The organism is Paenibacillus sp. B01 (genome assembly GCF_009649995.1).
In the GTDB taxonomy this organism is placed as follows: domain Bacteria; phylum Bacillota; class Bacilli; order Paenibacillales; family Paenibacillaceae; genus Paenibacillus_O; species Paenibacillus_O pasadenensis.
The window spans coordinates 5,081,973-5,098,893 of sequence record NZ_CP045802.1 but is presented as its reverse complement, the minus strand read 5'-3'; the positions used below and the strand labels follow the sequence as shown (position 1 = coordinate 5,098,893).

Here is a 16,921-nt window from a genome sequence, read left to right as displayed (position 1 = left end):
ATCAAACGGACAAGCATGGAGGGATACACATGACCGAACGCAACGAATCGGCGGAAGTCCAGGCGGACGGAGCGGCGGCGGAAGCCGAAGCCCAGCCGAAAAAAATGTCGCTGGCCGAGGCGGCCAAGCTGAAGCTGCAGCAGAAGAAGCAGACGCAGGCTGTCGGCAAGCAAGGCCAGAGCGGCGCCCAGGGCGGAGCGAAGGAGCTGCGCAGCCAGCTCAACAAGAAGCCGAACAACCAGCGCCGGCGGATGGGCGTCTAACGCCGATGGCCCAGCCTTACGAGAGCGACAAGGCGGAGCGCCTGAAGCGCAATGCGGCGGCGCTGCTCCAGAAGATCAAGCCGGACGCCAAATACGGCGACCGCGTGCCGCCCGGCCAGACGGTGACCGACCGGTTCCCGATCCTGCACGAAGGGGCGGTTCCGGCCTACGACATGTCGACCTGGGACCTGCGCGTGACCGGCGCGGTCCGGGAGGAGCGCCGCTTCTCGTTCGCCGAGCTCGAAAGCCTGCCGCGCGTGAGCGTCATGCGCGACATCCACTGCGTCACCCGCTGGTCCAAGATGGATACGGTGTGGGAGGGCATCCTCTTCCGCGACTTCCTGCGTCATCTGGGCATCGAGCCGCTGCCGGAGGCCAAGCATGTGATGGTGTACGGCGACTACGACTACGAGACGAACGTGCCGCTCGCCGATCTGATGGGCGACGACATCCTGCTCGCCTTCCGCTACGGCGGGGAGCCGCTGACGGACAAGCATGGCGGGCCGCTGCGCCTCGTCGTGCCGCATCTGTACTTCTGGAAGAGCGCCAAGTGGCTGCGCGGCTTCGAGTTCATGACCGAGGACCGTCCGGGCTTCTGGGAGCGCAACGGCTTCCACAACGAGGCCGATCCATTCCGCGAGCAGCGCTACTCGGAGGAAGGCTTCGAACTGCCCGAGGACGAATGGGTCCACAAGGACTACGATTGAGCGGGACGGACCTTTCGTCCGCCCGCTGCCAGACTCCGGCCTTTCCGGCCGGATCGCCTGGACATGCATGCTGACCGCCTCGCATTCGCGAGGCGGTTTTTTCATGCTTAAAAGTATTTGACATTGATATAGTTAAAGGAGTATAAATATATTATTGATTTAACAAAAGGAGGCGCGCGAGTGAAAGAGGAGGCCAAGCGATTTCACGCCGCCGTGCAAGCCTTCATCCAGACGATGGAGATGTCCATGCCGGAGCTGCTCAAGGAATGCGGCATGACGCGGACGCAGCTGTTCGCGCTGCATCTGGTCAAGGTCAAGGGACCGTGCAAGCTGGCGCTGATCGCCGACAAGCTGGAGGTCAAGCCGAGCGCCGTCACCGTCATGATGGATCGGCTGGAGTCGGGCGGATGGGTAAGGCGAAAACCGGACACCGTAGATCGGAGAGCTGTTTTTGTGGAGATCACGGACGAGGGCAGGAAGGCGCTGGAGAAGTTTCAGCAGCTGAGGGAAAAGCTGATCGAGCGGAGGCTCGTCAAGCTGACCGTGGAGGAGCAGCGCACGCTCTCCGGCCTGATGGAGAAGCTGGCCGAGGACGTGCCGGCGGAGGGCCAGAGCGCGGCGGAAGCTTGAGGCGGCGCCCAAGGCGCGGCCGAATGGCGGACAAAGAAAAGAAACGAGGAGAACGAGAGACATCATGGAACATTTAACGCATAAACGAAAGCTGTCGATCATGATCGCCGTCATGGCGGCCATGTTCTTCGCGGCCATCAACCAGACGATCACGAGCACGGCGATGCCGCGCATCATCGCGATTCTGGACGGCATGGAGTACTACACCTGGACGATCAACATCTACCTGCTGACCTCGACGATCGCCACGATTCTCGTCGGCAAGCTGTCCGACATGTTCGGACGCAAGCCGTTCATCCTGGCGGGCATCCTGCTGTTCATCATCGGGGCGTTCCTGACGGGCACGTCCAGCGACGTCTATCAGTTCATCACGTACCGCGGCATCCAGGGCATCGGCGCCGGCATCATCCAGTCGACGGCGTTCATGGCGGTCGGAGACTTGTTCTCTCCGCGCGAGCGCTCCAAGTGGATGGGCCTCATGACCGCCGTCTTCGGCTTCTCGAGCGTGCTCGGCCCGACGCTCGGCGGCTATCTCGTCGACCATCTCGACTGGCACTGGCTGTTCTGGATCTTCCTGCCGCTCGGCGTCGTCGCGTTCGCGATGATCTGGGTGCTCTTCCCGAAAATCGAGCGCGTCAAAGGGGAGAAGATCGACCTTCTCGGCTCGTTGTTCCTGACGACGACGATCGTGCCGCTGCTGCTCGGATTCTCCCTGGCCGGCCCGAACCATGCGTGGGGCTCGCCTGAGATTCTGGGATTGTTCGCAGCCGCGCTGGTGTCCGGCTTCATCTTCGTGATGGTCGAGCGCTACGCCAAGAGCCCGATCCTGCCGCTGCATCTGTTCAAGAACGGCATCGTCACCGTCTCGAACCTCATCGGCTTCTTGATGAACTTCGGCATGATGGGCGCGCTTATCTACCTGACGTTCTTCGTCCAGGGCGTGCTCGGCATCTCCGCCACGTACTCCGGGTACGTCACGATGCCGATGTCGATCTTCATGGTCGTGACGAGCGCGCTCATCGGACAGCGCATCTCCAAAAGCGGCAAGTACAAGCGCTACGCTCTGATCGGCGTGCCGATCATGATTCTCGGCATGGGCATCATGGTCCTCATGAACAGCGTCGGCATGGCCGTGCTGAGCATGTGCATCTTCGGCATCGGCATCGGCATGGGCATGCCGGTATTCTCGCTGGCCACCCAGAACGCAGTGGCGCATACCGAGCTCGGCGTCGTCACGGCGTCCTCGCAGCTGTTCCGCAACCTGGGCGGCACGATCGGCATCGCCGTCATGGGCACGGTCATGTCCAATACGCTGACCAAAAACCTCAAGGATACGCTGACCTCGCCGAACATGCCGGACCTGAGCCAGCTCGATCCGACCGTCGCGCAGCAGCTGACCGGGTTCGCCAACCCGAACCTGCTCATGAACAAGCCGCTCATCGACGAGACGGCAGCCGGCCTGCCGGAGCAGGCGCGGACGCTGTTCCTGCAGCTGATCGAGCAGTTCCGCGGCGCGCTCGGCGACACGCTGGCGCTCGTCTTCCTCGTCGGCACGCTCGTGCTCTGCGTCTCGCTCGTGCTCGTGTTCTTCCTGCGGGAGATTCCGCTGCGCACGACGAACCAGACCGCTCCGGCTCCGGCCGAAGGCGAGAGCGCCGGCGCGGCGGCAGGCAAGCTGCAGAGCGAGAGCTGATCGCCTGCAAGGAGATGAAGAAGAGCCTTTTCGGTCCCCGACCGGAAAGGCTCTGTTTTTTTGGCTGAAGCCGTTGTGGTAAGCTGAAGGAAGGAAAGGCATTATGTGGACGAGGTGATCGGCGTGGCGCAAGAGGCGGCAAGCTTCGATTTCGGCATCATCAAGATGTATTACCATATCTCCCCGGAGGGGGCGGACGAGCCTCTGTTCGAGATGGACGCGGACCGCTTCTTCGACGCGGAGTCGCTCGGCGGGGCGCTGGATCTCGGAGGCGCGACCGTGCAGGCGACGAGCCGGGCGCTGCCCGCTTCGTTCGTCGGGACGACGATCGGCAAGCTGCTGCTGACGCAGGCTTATCTGTATGCGATGTACGAGTCGATCCTCGACCTGTCGCCGGAGCGGCTGACGTTCCAGGTCGAGGCGCATGACGATCATGCGCATCTCGGCTTCCGCATCAAGGAGCTGCTGCCTCAGCCGGTTCCGTCCGAACGGGCGGAGGAGCTGCTGGCGGCGGCGTGGACGGACTATGTGCGGTCGTTCGTCAGGCCGGCGGTCGAGGCCGTGTCGGAGGCGTCGGGGTTGAAGGCCGCGGCGATCTGGCAGCAGTACGGCGCCATGAGCGAGTACATGAAGGAGTTCGCCGGCACGATGCCGCTGCCCGAGCCGGTGCGGGAGCGCATGGCGCTTGCCTTCCGCGTGCTCGCCGAGGGCATCCCGGCGGAGGCGTTCGGCACGAGGCGCAACCCGTTCGTCCATAAGGCGCGGTATTGCGACAATCCGTATCCGACCGGCGGCGACAAGCTCATGATGCAGTCGTCCTGCTGCCTGTACGACCAGCGCGAGGGCGGCCAGAAGTGCTACACCTGCCCGATGCTGACGCCCGAGCAGCGCGCGGAGCGGCGGGTGCAGGTGCAGGCGGAGCTGGCGGGGTAGAAGGGCAGGATACGCAAGAGCGGCATGACGTGCCGGGAAGCGAATCCGGTCCCGCCCGGCTCAAGCTTCGACAGAAGCGGAATGGCCGGCAGCAGTCCCTATTGCCAGGCCAGGCTCTTTGGAGGACTGGAACTGATTTTCGCTCTTGGCGATGACGACGGTCGCCACCGAGTTGCCGATCAGGTTCGTGATGGCGCGGGCCTCCGACATGAAGCGGTCGACGCCGATAAGCAGCGCGATGCCCTCGAGCGGAATCGGATGGCCGGGCAGAGCGGCCAGCGTAGCCGCAAGCGTGATGAAGCCGGAGCCGGTCACGCCTGCCGCTCCTTTGGAAGTGAGCATGAGCACGCCGAGGAAGGTCAGAATCTGGAGGAGCGTCAGCTCGATGCCATAAGCCTGGGCGATGAACAGCGCCGCCATCGAGAGGTAGATGCTGGTGCCGTCCAGATTGAAGGAGTAGCCGGTAGGAACGACGAGCCCGACGACGGGCTTGGAGCAGCCGTAGGTCTCCATCTTGTTCATCAGGCGAGGCAGCGCGGACTCGGAGGAGGAGGTGCCGAGCACGAGCAGGATCTCCTCCTTGATGTGGCGGATCAGGCCGAAGATGCTGAACTTGTAGTAGCGGGCGATCAGGCCGAGTATGACGATGATGAACAGGAACATGGTCATGTACGTCGCGACCATCATTTTCCCCAGCGACAGCAGGGAGCCGAGACCGAATTTGCCGATCGTATAGGCCATCGCTCCGCCTGCCGCATACGGAGAGAACCTCATGATGATGCCGACGATTTTGAAGAAGATCTCGTTCAGCTTCTCAAAAAACTCGGTCACCGGACGGCCTTTCTCGCCGATCATGGAAAGCGCGAGGCCGAACAGGACGGAAAAGAACAGCACCGGCAGCATCTGTCCGCTCGCCATGGCAGCGATCGCGTTGTCGGGAATAATGCCGAGCAGGAAGTCCTTGAAGCCATGCGAGGTTTCGGAAGCCTGCTGCGCGTAGCCGGCTACCGCATCGGACTTGCTGTCGACGCCGGAGGTGTCGATGCCGTCGCCGGGACGGATCAGGAAGGCGACAGCGATGCCGATCGCCATGGCGAAGGTGGTGACGAGCTCGAAGTAAAGCAGCGCTTTGCCGCCGATGCGGCCGATCTTTTTCATGCTGCCCATGCCGGCGAAGCCGATGACGATCGTGAAGAACACGATCGGAGTGATGACCATTTTGATCAGCTTGATGAAGACGTCGGCGAGCACCTTGAGCGAAGCCCCGAAGCTCGGGAAGAAATACCCGATGGCGATGCCGATCACGATGGCGGTCAGTACCTGGACCGTCAGGTTTCTGAAGTTGATTTTCATCGGAATCCCTCTTTCTGGTCTGGTCGATGGTCAGGCTTGATGGCGGATGGCGGTCCTTAGATCGGAGTCGGAGACGAAGCCCTCGGCTTGGAGGGAGTTTCCTTGCGGGCGACGCCGGAGGCGTACGCCGCTTCGATGACCGCCTCGCGCACCCTCTCCACGACCAGGTGGTTGAACACGCTCGGAATGATATACTGCTCGTTCAGCTCCTCGTCCGTCACGACGGAAGCGATCGCTTTGGCGGCAGCGAGCTTCATCTCCTCCGTGACGCGGGAGGCGCGGCAGTCGAGGATGCCGCGGAAGATGCCCGGGAAGCAGAGCACGTTGTTGATCTGGTTCGGATAGTCGGAGCGGCCTGTCGCCATGACGCGGACGTAAGGCGCGGCCTCCTCCGGCAGAATTTCGGGAGTCGGGTTCGCCATCGCGAAGACGATCGGGTCGACGGCCATTTTTTTCAAATCCTCGGCCTTCAGCACGCCGGGACCGGAGACGCCGATGAAGATGTCCGCGTCCTCGATCACGTCGGAGAGGCTGCCCTCGAGCCGGAAAGGATTGGAGTTGTCGGCATACCACTGCCAGAATTCGTTGGCGTAGCTCTTGCCGGGGACGAGGGCGCCCTCGCGATCTACGCCGATGATGTTGGTCACGCCTGCGGCCATGAGCATCTTGGAGCAGGCCGTGCCGGCGGCGCCGATGCCGCATACGACGATCTTGCACGACTCCAGCGTCTTGCCGGTAAGCTTGACGGCATTGAGCAAGCCGGCCAGCAGCACGACGGCGGTGCCGTGCTGGTCGTCGTGGAAGACGGGAATATCGAGCTCCTCCGCCAGCCGCCGTTCGATCTCGAAGCAGCGCGGAGCGGAGATGTCCTCCAGATTGATGCCGCCGAAGGTCGGGGACAGCGCTTTGACGATTGCGATAATTTCTTCGGTGTCCTGCGTGTTCAGGCAGATCGGGAACGCATCCACCCCGGCGAACTGCTTGAACAGGACGGCCTTGCCTTCCATGACCGGCATCGCGGCCTGCGGTCCGATATTGCCGAGGCCAAGCACGGCCGAGCCGTCGGAGACGACGGCGATCGTGTTGCGCTTGATGGTCAGCGTATGGGCTCGCGACGGCTTTTCATGAATGGCCATGCACACTCTTGCCACTCCGGGCGTATAGACGCGGGACAGATCGTCCCGATTTTTGATCGGCGTCTTGGGCGTCGTTTCGATCTTGCCTCCGATATGGAGGAGGAACGTCTGGTCGGATACCTGCAGCACGCGGACGCCCGGCAGCCGGCCGACGGCCGCTGCGATCCGGTCGGCATGACTCCGTTCGTACACGTTGACGGTCAGGTCGCGCACGGTGGAGGCGGCGTCCGACCGGGTGACGTCGATTGCGACGATATCGCCCCCGGTATCGCCGATGACGGTAGCGATCTGGGCGAACGAAGCGGTGGAGCGGCTGAGCTCCAGCCGGAGTATGATCGGCGTGGAAGCTCCTGCGGGGATGGACATAGGACGGCACATCCTTTTCATGGATATAAGATAAGGTTCAGGGTTGGAAAGCGGGTCTGCCTTTCATGATATCGCTTTCAATTGAAAGCGCTAGCATCCGGTCATAATGGTTGTTTTGGTCTTTATGGTCATGGGGGAGCAGGTCGACCGAGGGGAGCCGATCGCTCTGCCGGAAAGCAAAAAAACGCAGCCGAGGCGGCTGCGGTTCTCGATGAGGCATGTAGCTCAGCTTTTGTCCAGAGAATAAAGGTTGACCGGCCTGCCGAGGCCGTATTGGAGCTGAAGGCGGAGCTGGCCGCTCTTGGCCAGATGCTCCAAATACCGTCTGGCGGTAACGCGGGCGATGCCGACATTCTCGGCGACGCTCTCGGCCGATACGGCTTCCTCCTGCAGCGCGAGATAACGCAGGATATGCTCCAGCGTTGCGGCCTGCAATCCCTTCGGCAGGCTGCCTCCGTTGTCGGAGGCAGGCGCGGAGGCTGACGCGGAGAGGGGACCGTGCAGGAAGCGGTCCAGCTCGCCCTGATCCAGCTGGCCGCCGTCGGCGAGCTGCCTGCTGCGCTGGCGCCAGCGCAGCAGGGCTTCCCGCACGCGCTCCGCCTTGAACGGCTTCATGATGTAGTCATCCGCGCCGCCTTGCACCATCGAGCGGATCGTGTCCCGGTCGTTGGCGGCGCTGATGACGATGACGCCGGCGGCATGGCCTTCGCTGCGCAGCTGCCGGAGCGTCTGGATTCCGTCGAGGCCCGGCATGTAAATATCGAGAATGACGAGGTCCGGGTTCATCTGGCGGATCAGCTCCATGCCTTCCCGTCCGCTGGATGCGGTGCCGGTGACATGGAAGCCCTCTACCGATTCCACGAACTGCCGGTTCACCTCGCGCACCATGGGATCGTCTTCGATCAGGACGACCTTAATCCTCTTCATGCTCGCTTCTTCCTTTCTTCGGCCGACTCTCCTCTGTCATCGGAAAGCTCAGCGTGATGGACGCGCCGGCGCCAGGCGCGGATTCGACCCGGATCGTTCCGCCGCCTTTCTCCGCGATGCCGGCGATGAGGAACATGCCGATGCCCCTTCCGTCTCCGGGCTTGGTGCTGAAGCCGCGCTCGAACATGCGCTGGCGGACGAGCTCGTCCATGCCGCAGCCGTTGTCCTCCACCAGCATCGAGAGCTGCTCGTCGTCTTGCTCGAGGCTGACGAGCACCCGCCGGGGCTCCGGAGCGGACGCCAGCGAATCGAAGGCATTTTCGATCAGGTTGCCGAGCAGGACGACGAAGTCATGATGGTCGAGATGCTTGGGAAACCGCTGCAGCCGGCTGTGCGGATCGATCCTCACGTCGATGCCGAGCTCACGGCCCCGGCTGATCTTGCCGAGCAGCAAGCCCGTCAGGCTGTCATGGAAAAAACGGGTGCCGAGAAACCGGTTCAGCTGCTCGCGTTCGTCCGACATGCGGAACAGGTAATCAAGAGCTTTTTCGCCTTGTCCAAGCTGGATCAGCCCGCCGATCGTGTGCAGGCGGTTCATATATTCATGGTTCTGGACCCTTACCGTCTCTACGAGCGCTTTGACCCCGGTCAGCTCCTCCGCCATCCGGGCGACCTCGGTCCGGTCCTGGAAGATGGCGACGGCACCGACGGTATGCCCCTGCACGCGGATCGGCACGCGGTTGCTGACGATATGCTGGCCGCCGATGAAGATTTCCTGCTGGTAGACCGGAGCATCCAGCTCTAGAATCTCGGGCAGCCGGGTATCGGGGAGAACGTCGCGGATCGGCCGTCCGACCACGTCGCCTCCGATATGGAAAATCTGTCGGGCCCGTTCGTTGAACACGGCAATCCGCTCGTCGTTATGGATGGCGATGACGCCCTCATGCATCGCGTGGAACGTCGCATCCCGCTCCATCAGCAGCCGCGCGATTTCCAGCGGCTCCATATCGAACATCTCTTTTTTGATTTGCCTCGCGAGCGCCCATGAGCCGGCCAGGCCGACGAGCAGCGACAGCAGCAGGACAGTGGAGATTTGCCCGGCGAAGGGCAGGATGACCTCCCTCGGCGAGGGGAGGACCCGGCCGACCAGAACCGTGCCGATCTGCACATGCATGCTGTCCATGACCGGGACGAAGGCGCGCAGCGCGGTGCCGAGCTCGCCCTTTGCCTTGGAGACATAGCTGTGCTCGGCGAATGCCGGTCCTTCGTCGGTTCCTCTGGAAAAGGTGCCCACCCGGTCCGGAACCGGATGCGACAGCCGCTTATGCTGCATGTCCAAGACGACCACATAGGTGGCGTCATGGATGATGCCGATTTTTTCGGCGGCCTCCCGCAGCTTGGGCTGCAGGGCCGCATCCTCCAGGCCGGCGACGATTACCGGAAGGCTGGCCGCCGTCTTGGCGGTGACGAGCAGCCGCCTGCCGAGCTCCTTCTCCTGCAGGTGGAGAATGCTGCCGACTGCGACGCCGCCGCCGGCAGCAAGCGCGAACAGCACGACGCCAAAGGAGAGCAGGGCGATTTTCCAATTGATTTTAAGCTGCTTCAGCATGGTCGGGCCTGTCTCCTTGCGTTGGAATAAGAGCGGCGCCTCTTTTTCCTCATCATACACCAGAGCTTGAGGCATGCAAACCGGCGGGGAATTCGGCCAAGGGCTTCTGCAAAAGAGGGCGGATAGGGTAAGATGATGTCCAAACAGGCTAGGACGGGGGGCTCGTGTCGGAATGGGGAAATGGCGATTCAAGCTATGGGGCGGAGGGCTGCTGCTGGCTGCTGCCGCCGTGCTGACGATCTTCTGGCTTGGGGGATACAAGCTGCCCGGCCCGCTGCCGGTGGACGACGAACAGACGGGCTTCAGCGGCAGGCATGTCATCAAGTTCAGCTATGTCGTCGCGGAGAACACGCCGAAGGGGCTCGCCGCGCAGCGGTTCGCGGACCTGGTGGAGGAGAAGTCCGGAGGCAAGGTGCAGGTGCAGCTGTTTCCGAACGGAACGCTGTACACGGAGCCGGACGAGCAGGCCGCGCTGGCGCGCGGGGATGTGCAGATGATCGCTCCGGCCTTCTCCAATCTGTCGACCCGCATGCCGGAGTGGAGCGTCATGGACCTGCCCTTCGCTTTCCCCACGGAAAAGGCGGTGGAGGAGGCGTTCGGCGGCGAAGTCGGCTCGATGCTGTTCAAGCGGCTGGAGAGCCGAGGGATGATCGGACTCGCCTTCTGGGGCAACGGATTCAAGCAGATGACCGCGAGCGATCGGCCTTTGGAGCATCCGCAGGATTTCCGCGGCCTAAAATTCCGCATCCTTCCTAGCCCGATCATCGACGCGCAGTTCCGGTCTTTGGGAGCGGCTACGGCGGATATTCCGTTCAACAGCGTGTACAAGGCTTTCGAAAGCGGGACGGTCGACGGCGGGGAGAACACGATCACGAATATTTACAGCAAGAAGTTCTATCAGGTGCAAAACTATATGACGGTCAGCAATCATGCGTACCTCGGGTACGCCGTGGTGATGAACCTCTCGTTCTGGGAAAGCCTGCCGTCGGATGTGCAGGGCATCATCCAAGAGGCGATGCGGGAGACGACGGGATGGGCCAACGAGAGCGCGCGGGAAATGAGCCGCAAGGAGCTCGCGGAAATGAGGAGCGGCCGCCTGATGAGCATCATCGACCTGGGAGAGGCGGAGCGACGCGAGTGGATGGACTTGTGGGAGCCGCTGTACGGACAGGCGGAGAAGCTCGCGGGGCGCGAGCTGATGGACGCGGTCCGGCGGCTGCGGAGCAAGTATGAGAGCCAAGGCGGGGAGTGACGGGGGAAGAGGCCCGTGGTTCGGCGACCGGCATCAGCGGAGTTCTGTGTTAACCGATGCCCTCAGGCGAGACCTACGTAGTCTGCTTCTTCGCGTTGTCATATTGGTTGTTTCGGTTTACGCTCCCCGCTGGGGAGCGTGGATTGAAACAAATCTGGAAAATAACCGAGGGGCCCCGGCTAACGTCGCTCCCCGCTGGGGAGCGTAGATTGAAACGGTAGCCCGATCACATTCAAATGGTAGTCCCGCGCGCGTCTCCCCCAGGGAAGCGACGATTGAAACCGCTGTCCGATCGTTGTCGCTTTTTTACAATATCCCGAACATCTCGTTCTCTATAATCGAGACTATCAGACGTCCAGCCGAGATCGCGATGTGCCGCGCGGCGGTGCCGCAACGAGGTTCCGGCCATCCGGCGTCGATCATAACGAGAGGTGGAATTAGGGTGGACCATAATGTGAGCACCAGCGGCGTTACAGGCGAGCATACGACGAACGGGAGACCGCACGGCTACTCTGCCCTGACGCCGTTCATCGTCGTCAGCGATCCGGCCGAAGCCATTCGCTTCTACGAAGCTGTCTTCGGAGCCAAGACGAAAAGCGTGACGGATGTCGGCACCGACGGCAATTCGTTCATCGTGCACGCGGACATCGACTTCGGCAACGGGTACCTGCAGCTGGGAGCGGCCAATCCGGACTATCATCTCGTTCCGCCGCCCGGCGGAGGCGACGCCTGCTACTCGCTCGGCGTCTACGTCCCCGACGTCGACCGAGCTCTCGAGCTGGCTGTCCAGCACGGAGCGACTGTCCGAGAGCCGGCGGCGAACTTCGTATCCGGAGACCGCTACTGCAGCATCCTCGATCCGTTCGGGATCCGATGGTCGATCATGACTCGCGTCGAGGACTTGTCCGAGGAGGAAAGCGCGCGGCGAGTGGCGGAGTGGAGTAAAAGCCTGTAGGCTGTCGGCCGATGGCTGAGCTCCTGGCCGCTCCCGACGGAGGGCAGGAACGGCAACGATTTATTAGGCTGGCGCAATTGGATCCAATCGGCGTTGGACACGGAATCGACAGATGAAAATCCCTCCCCGATATGCTACACTACGGGAATTGCAACAAATTCGGGGAGGTAGCGCAGCTACATGCTTATCATTGGTATCGCAGGCGGCACGGGGTCGGGCAAGACGACGGTGGCCCGATCGGTCATCGAGCGGATGGGGACCGGCAACGTGACGTTCATCTCGCAGGACAACTATTATCGGGATCGGCCGGAGCTGACGTTCGCCGAGAAGGAGAAGATCAACTACGATCATCCCTTCGCGTTCGAAAACGAGCTGCTCGTCGAGCATCTACAGCAGCTGAAGCGGGGAGTGGCGGCCGAAGCGCCGGTCTACGACTTCACGATGCACGCGCGCAAGTCGGACGAGACGGTGACGCTCCTGCCGAGCAGCATCGTCATGATCGAAGGGCTGCATGTCCTGTCGGACGAAGGGCTGCGCGGTCTGCTCGACATCAAGGTGTTCGTCGACACCGATCCGGACGTGCGCATCCTGCGCCGCGTGCTGCGCGACATCGAGGAGCGCGGCCGCTCGATCCACTCGATCCACGACCAGTACATGCAGACGGTCAAGCCGATGCATGAGGCGTTCATCGAGCCGTCCAAAAAATACGCCGACCTCATCATTCCCGAGGGCGGCCACAACGAAGTGGGCATCGGCGTCCTCGCCTCGCTCACCGAGAAATACCTGAGCAGCGGCCATTATTGAGCGCCGCTTGCACGAGCCGCCGGGCGTCCCGGCGGCTTTTTTTCATGTTCGCCCGGGAGCGGCGGCTCTATGGAGGCCGAGCCTCGAAAGCAGGCAGAAGCAACGAAACGGAGCGACGCTATTTGGCACCCGAAGCCTATTCTCAAAACTCTACCAAAACTCAGAAGCGCTATTTCTTCCGTTGAGGTGCTTATAAGGCCAGCGCGTGGCAAATAAGACGGCTCAGTATCGTTAGCCCGAAAAAGCGCCGTAAAAAGGGCCGATAGCGACGCTGAGTATCGTTAGGGCAAGACTGTCCCTTTGCCTGACCCCTTGCTGCGTCGATGGCTTTCGGTCAAGACGCTGAGTTTGTTAATGGGCGACGCTCCGCAGGCGCGACCGCCGCGTCCTCGCCACCTGAAAAATAGTAACCATACCTAGAATGAGGCGCCTATTTTTCGACATCTCAAGCGCTTACAATGACGATACGGAAATCAGCTAGCGGCGCTTGCGGCCGCGGCGATACATGGCAAGGCAAGGAAAGTGGAGGTGCAAGCACCATGGAACCAGGCGCACAGGCCGGCATCGAGGCGGCCAGCCCGAAGGCGGGCAGCGAACGATGGAAAAAATGGCTGAGGAGAATTTACAGTCAGCGATATCTGCAGGTGATGGCGCTGCTCGGCGTCGCATGGATGGTCGTGTTCAACTACATCCCGATGTACGGCATCATCATCGCCTTCAAGGAATATGACATCATCTTCCCGATGTCGATGGCCCCTTGGGTCGGCCTCGATAACTTCCGGGAATTCCTCAGCGACGACATGCTCCTGACCGTCATCAAGAATACGCTCGGCATCAGCCTCATCAAGCTGATCATCGGCTTCCCGCTGCCGATCCTCTTCGCGCTGCTGCTGAACGAGGTCCGCTCCGTCATGTTCAAGAGATGGACGCAGACGATCACCTACCTGCCCCACTTCCTGAGCTGGGTCATCCTCGGCGGCATCCTCGCCACCTGGCTGTCGGATGTCGGCATCATCAACAAGATCCTGCTCTCCCTGAACGTGATCGACGCTCCGATCACCTACCTGGCGGAGCCGAAGTACTTCTGGTCCATCATCATCGTATCGGACATCTGGAAGGAGCTCGGCTGGTCGGCGATCATCTATCTCGCGGCCATCAGCAGCGTCTCGCCGGAGCTGTACGAGGCGGCGACGATCGACGGCGCGGGACGCCTGCAGAAAATGCGCAACATTACGCTGCCGTCCATCATGGGCACGATCACGATCCTGTTCATCCTGGCCGTCGGCAACGTCCTGAACTCCAACTTCGACCAGATCCTCGTGCTTCGCAACCAGCTCAACGCCGAGGCGAGCACCGTCATCGACTACTACGTCTACCAGACCGGCCTGATCGACAACCGCTTCTCTTACTCGACGGCCGTCAACCTGATCAAGTCCGTCATCGCGCTGTTCCTGCTGCTGATGGCCAACTTCGTCACCAAGAAGCTCAACAACAACTCGCTGTTCTAAAGGAGGTCCGTGACCACGATGTTTTCCTTGAAAAGGCAAACCCCCGGCGAAGCGGCCTTCGGCATCCTCAACGGGCTGCTCATGCTCATCATCTGCTTCCTGACGCTGTACCCGATCTGGTACGTTCTCGTCAACGCCTTCAACGACGGCGCCGACGCGATGCGCGGCGGCATCTACTGGATCCCGCGCGAATTCAGCCTGGAGAACTTCCGGGCCGTGTTCCGCAGCGAGGGCATCATGACCGCGATGGGAGTGACGGTCGCCAAGACGCTGGTCGGCGTGCCCGTGCACGTCCTGTTCACGGCGATGGTCGCCTACGCGGTCAGCCGCAGGGAGCTGATCGGGCGCAACCTGTACATGATCATCGGCACGATCACGATGTTCTTCGGCGGCGGCCTGATCCCGTACTACCTGCTCATCCGCGATCTCGGCCTGTTGGACAACTTCCTGGTGTACATCATCCCGGCCGCGTTCAGCTTCTTCGACCTCATCATCTTCCTGAGCTTCTTCCGCGAGATTCCGGCGGGGCTGGAGGAGGCGGCGAGGATCGACGGGGCCAACGACCTGACGATCTTCACCCGGGTCATCATCCCGGTGTCGATGCCGGTCGTGGCGACGATCGCGCTGTTCCACGGCGTCTATCAATGGAACGATTATTTTACGGGCATGATCTATATCAACAACACGGACCTGCAGCCAATCCAGACGTTCCTCTACCGGGTCGTGGCCCAGTCCAGCTCGAACCAGATGCTGGGGGCGATGCCGAGCGGCGTCACCCAGACCGTGACCAGCCAGTCGCTGAAGCTGGCGACGATGGTCGTCACGACGGCGCCGATCGTATGCGTCTATCCGTTCCTGCAAAAATACTTCGTCAAAGGCTTCATGGTCGGTTCCCTCAAGGGCTGACGCCGATCCATCCCGGTTATCCTTCCCGCAATCCGCGGGATTGATAATATAAATCGCACTTCTATCTCTTTATAGAAAAGGGGCAACTCTACATGAGAACTACGCGCAAGGTGGCGACGACGCTGTTGGCGCTCGCCATGACCTTCTCCGTCGCGGCCTGTTCGTCGAACGGTAACGGCAACTCGAACAGCGGCGGCACGGCGTCTCCCGCGCCGACCGCAGGCACGGACGCTTCGGCATCGCCGGCTCCGGCGGCCAGCGACGAGCCGGCTTGGAAGCAGGATACTTCCCCGATCACGTTCGACTGGTACTTGAACTTCAGCTGGTTCAACAAGAAGTGGGGCGGCGACGCGACGGCCGACTACATTACGAAGAAGACCGGCGTCTCGCTGAACTTCATCGTGCCGGCCGGCAACGAGAACGAGAAGCTGAACACGCTGATGGCCTCCGGCTCGCTGCCGGACTTCATCACCCTCGGCTGGTACGAGGAAGGCGTGCGCAAGATGATCGAGGGCAAGCTGGTGCTGCCGCTCAACAAGCTCGCCGAGGAGTACGATCCGTATTTCTTCAAGGTCGGCGACCCGGCCAAGCTCGGCTGGTATACGAAGGAAGACGGCAACGTCTACGGCTACCCGAACGCGTCGTCCTCCCCGGCCGACTATGAGAAATACGGCGAGAACTTCACATCCAACCAGACGTTCGCCGTCCGCAAGGACATGTACGAGGCGCTCGGCAAGCCGGACATGAGCACCCCGGAAGGCTTCCTGAACGCGCTGAAGCTGGCGAAGGAGAAGTTCCCGGACGTCAACGGACAGCCGCTCATCCCGCTCGGCCTGCATGAGTTCACGGAGACGGGCAACTACTCGCTCGAGGGCTACCTGCAGAACTTCCTGGCCATCCCGCAAGTGAAGGACGGCAAGCTGTACGACCGCCGTCAGGATCCGGAATACCTCAAGTGGCTGAAGGTGTTCCGCCAGGCGAACCAGGACGGCCTGCTCGCGAAGGACATCTTCATCGACAAGCGTCCGCAGATGGAAGAGAAGATCGCACAAGGCCGCTACTTCGCGATGCTGTACCAGCGCTCCGACTTCGCCGCCCAGAACACGCAGCTGTACCAAAAGGATCCGAACATGGTGTACATCGCCGTCGACGGACCGAAAAACGCCGCCGGCGACCAGCCGACGCTGTCCGGACCCGGCATCTCCGGCTGGACGGTGACGCTGATCTCCAAAAACGTCAAAGACAAAAAGCGCGCGATCGCGTTCCTCAGCTACCTGATGAGCGAAGAGGGCAACAAGGACTTGTTCCTTGGTGAAAAAGGCGTGACGTATGATACAATCGACGGCAAAGACCAGTTCCTGCCGGAAGCGCTTGAGCTGCTCAACAAGGATCGCACGGCGTTCGACCAGAAATACGGGGCTTCCTTCACCTACTGGATGCTCATGGATACGAACATGAACCTGCAGTGGGCGCCGCCTAGCGTCGAGCCTGCCAAGCAGATGGAAGACTGGACGAAGGGCAAGTCGATCAGCATGGCCGAGTTCGACAATCTTGATCCGGCCGCGACGAGCAAGGAAGGCGTAGCCGGCAGCAAAAACGCCCGCGCTTGGGGCAAGGCCCTGCCGAAGATGATCCTCGCCAAGTCGGATGCCGAGTTCGACGAGATCTTCAACAAGTACCTGAAGGACCGCAGCGAGCAGGAAGCGATCGACGCCTACCGTCAAGCCGCGTACGAATCGAACCTGAAAAAGCTGGAATCCTTGAACAAATAAGCTTGCAGCCGGGAAGTGGCCCGAGCCGCAGCAGCCATTCAAGCCTGGCCGTCCGCTTCCCGATCGGGGCGGACGGCCAGGCTTGTACCATCCTAGAGCGGGAAGTG

Annotated in this window: 15 protein-coding genes; 11 read left to right on the top strand and 4 right to left on the bottom strand. The window is 61.6% G+C overall.

Annotation, left to right across the window (positions count from 1 at the left end; translation table 11 throughout):
* Positions 1–29: 29 nt before the first annotated feature.
* The 5 genes from GE073_RS21855 to GE073_RS21835 all read left to right on the top strand — a co-directional run bounded on the left by GE073_RS21855 (position 30) and on the right by GE073_RS21835 (position 4,226).
* Positions 30–263 carry a hypothetical protein gene (locus tag GE073_RS21855; protein WP_153784365.1) on the top strand — a complete coding sequence of 78 codons (234 nt, stop codon included), beginning with the start codon at positions 30–32 and terminating at the stop codon, positions 261–263.
* A 5-nt stretch (positions 264–268) separates the two neighbouring features.
* Entirely contained in the window at positions 269–970 is a 702-nt protein-coding gene (locus tag GE073_RS21850; protein ID WP_043111208.1) for a sulfite oxidase-like oxidoreductase, read from the top strand.
* 180 nt (positions 971–1,150) lie between these two features.
* Positions 1,151–1,600 (top strand): MarR family winged helix-turn-helix transcriptional regulator, encoded by a 450-nt coding sequence (locus tag GE073_RS21845; protein ID WP_052333153.1) that lies wholly within the window; start codon positions 1,151–1,153, stop codon positions 1,598–1,600.
* A gap of 64 nt (positions 1,601–1,664) precedes the next feature.
* Positions 1,665–3,293, top strand: coding sequence for an MFS transporter (locus tag GE073_RS21840; RefSeq protein WP_028598631.1), 1,629 nt, complete (start codon positions 1,665–1,667; stop codon positions 3,291–3,293).
* A 105-nt stretch (positions 3,294–3,398) separates the two neighbouring features.
* Entirely contained in the window at positions 3,399–4,226 is an 828-nt protein-coding gene (locus tag GE073_RS21835; protein ID WP_153784364.1) for a (2Fe-2S)-binding protein, read from the top strand.
* 60 nt (positions 4,227–4,286) lie between these two features.
* Here the strand turns inward: GE073_RS21835 and GE073_RS21830 are convergent, their stop codons facing one another.
* The 4 genes from GE073_RS21830 to GE073_RS21815 form a co-directional block, all read right to left on the bottom strand.
* Positions 4,287–5,579 (bottom strand): dicarboxylate/amino acid:cation symporter, encoded by a 1,293-nt coding sequence (locus tag GE073_RS21830; protein WP_153784363.1) that lies wholly within the window; start codon positions 5,577–5,579, stop codon positions 4,287–4,289.
* Between the two features lie 56 nt (positions 5,580–5,635).
* On the bottom strand, positions 5,636–7,081 hold the full coding sequence (locus GE073_RS21825; RefSeq protein WP_028598634.1) for an NAD-dependent malic enzyme: 1,446 nt from the start codon (positions 7,079–7,081) through the stop codon (positions 5,636–5,638).
* A gap of 225 nt (positions 7,082–7,306) precedes the next feature.
* The gene (locus GE073_RS21820; RefSeq protein WP_028598635.1) at positions 7,307–8,008 is read right to left on the bottom strand and encodes a response regulator; all 702 of its coding nucleotides are present in this window, start codon (positions 8,006–8,008) and stop codon (positions 7,307–7,309) included.
* A complete protein-coding gene (locus GE073_RS21815; protein ID WP_043111209.1) occupies positions 7,995–9,617 on the bottom strand; it encodes an ATP-binding protein in 1,623 nt (540 codons plus the stop codon). Before GE073_RS21815 ends, GE073_RS21820 begins: the two co-directional genes overlap by 14 nt.
* Before the next feature lie 172 nt (positions 9,618–9,789).
* Here GE073_RS21815 and GE073_RS21810 point away from each other — a divergent pair, with 172 nt between their 5' ends.
* From GE073_RS21810 to GE073_RS21785, 6 genes are all read left to right on the top strand, one after another.
* Positions 9,790–10,869: a DctP family TRAP transporter solute-binding subunit gene (locus tag GE073_RS21810; RefSeq protein ID WP_028598637.1), complete on the top strand. Its 1,080-nt coding sequence runs from the start codon at positions 9,790–9,792 to the stop codon at positions 10,867–10,869.
* Between the two features lie 442 nt (positions 10,870–11,311).
* Positions 11,312–11,824, top strand: coding sequence for a VOC family protein (locus GE073_RS21805; RefSeq protein ID WP_228551706.1), 513 nt, complete (start codon positions 11,312–11,314; stop codon positions 11,822–11,824).
* A gap of 180 nt (positions 11,825–12,004) precedes the next feature.
* The gene (udk, locus tag GE073_RS21800) at positions 12,005–12,628 is read left to right on the top strand and encodes a uridine kinase (protein ID WP_153784361.1); all 624 of its coding nucleotides are present in this window, start codon (positions 12,005–12,007) and stop codon (positions 12,626–12,628) included.
* 539 nt (positions 12,629–13,167) lie between these two features.
* A complete protein-coding gene (locus tag GE073_RS21795; protein ID WP_028598647.1) occupies positions 13,168–14,136 on the top strand; it encodes an ABC transporter permease in 969 nt (322 codons plus the stop codon).
* Between the two features lie 18 nt (positions 14,137–14,154).
* The gene (locus GE073_RS21790; RefSeq protein ID WP_153784360.1) at positions 14,155–15,042 is read left to right on the top strand and encodes a carbohydrate ABC transporter permease; all 888 of its coding nucleotides are present in this window, start codon (positions 14,155–14,157) and stop codon (positions 15,040–15,042) included.
* 92 nt (positions 15,043–15,134) lie between these two features.
* Positions 15,135–16,814 (top strand): type 2 periplasmic-binding domain-containing protein, encoded by a 1,680-nt coding sequence (locus GE073_RS21785; protein WP_153784359.1) that lies wholly within the window; start codon positions 15,135–15,137, stop codon positions 16,812–16,814.
* Positions 16,815–16,921 lie beyond the last annotated feature (107 nt).

Excerpts from the sequence above, each read along its gene's own strand:
- GE073_RS21830 (WP_153784363.1), bottom strand. The coding sequence starts at position 5,579 with ATGAAAATCAACTTCAGAAACCTGACGGTCCAGGTACTGACCGCCATC.
- GE073_RS21815 (WP_043111209.1), bottom strand. The coding sequence starts at position 9,617 with ATGCTGAAGCAGCTTAAAATCAATTGGAAAATCGCCCTGCTCTCCTTT.
- GE073_RS21810 (WP_028598637.1), top strand. The coding sequence starts at position 9,790 with ATGGGGAAATGGCGATTCAAGCTATGGGGCGGAGGGCTGCTGCTGGCT.
- udk (WP_153784361.1), top strand. The coding sequence starts at position 12,005 with ATGCTTATCATTGGTATCGCAGGCGGCACGGGGTCGGGCAAGACGACG.
- GE073_RS21825 (WP_028598634.1), bottom strand. The coding sequence starts at position 7,081 with ATGTCCATCCCCGCAGGAGCTTCCACGCCGATCATACTCCGGCTGGAG.
- GE073_RS21820 (WP_028598635.1), bottom strand. The coding sequence starts at position 8,008 with ATGAAGAGGATTAAGGTCGTCCTGATCGAAGACGATCCCATGGTGCGC.
- GE073_RS21850 (WP_043111208.1), top strand. The coding sequence starts at position 269 with ATGGCCCAGCCTTACGAGAGCGACAAGGCGGAGCGCCTGAAGCGCAAT.
- GE073_RS21785 (WP_153784359.1), top strand. The coding sequence starts at position 15,135 with ATGAGAACTACGCGCAAGGTGGCGACGACGCTGTTGGCGCTCGCCATG.
- GE073_RS21790 (WP_153784360.1), top strand. The coding sequence starts at position 14,155 with ATGTTTTCCTTGAAAAGGCAAACCCCCGGCGAAGCGGCCTTCGGCATC.
- GE073_RS21840 (WP_028598631.1), top strand. The coding sequence starts at position 1,665 with ATGGAACATTTAACGCATAAACGAAAGCTGTCGATCATGATCGCCGTC.
- GE073_RS21795 (WP_028598647.1), top strand. The coding sequence starts at position 13,168 with ATGGAACCAGGCGCACAGGCCGGCATCGAGGCGGCCAGCCCGAAGGCG.
- GE073_RS21855 (WP_153784365.1), top strand. The coding sequence starts at position 30 with ATGACCGAACGCAACGAATCGGCGGAAGTCCAGGCGGACGGAGCGGCG.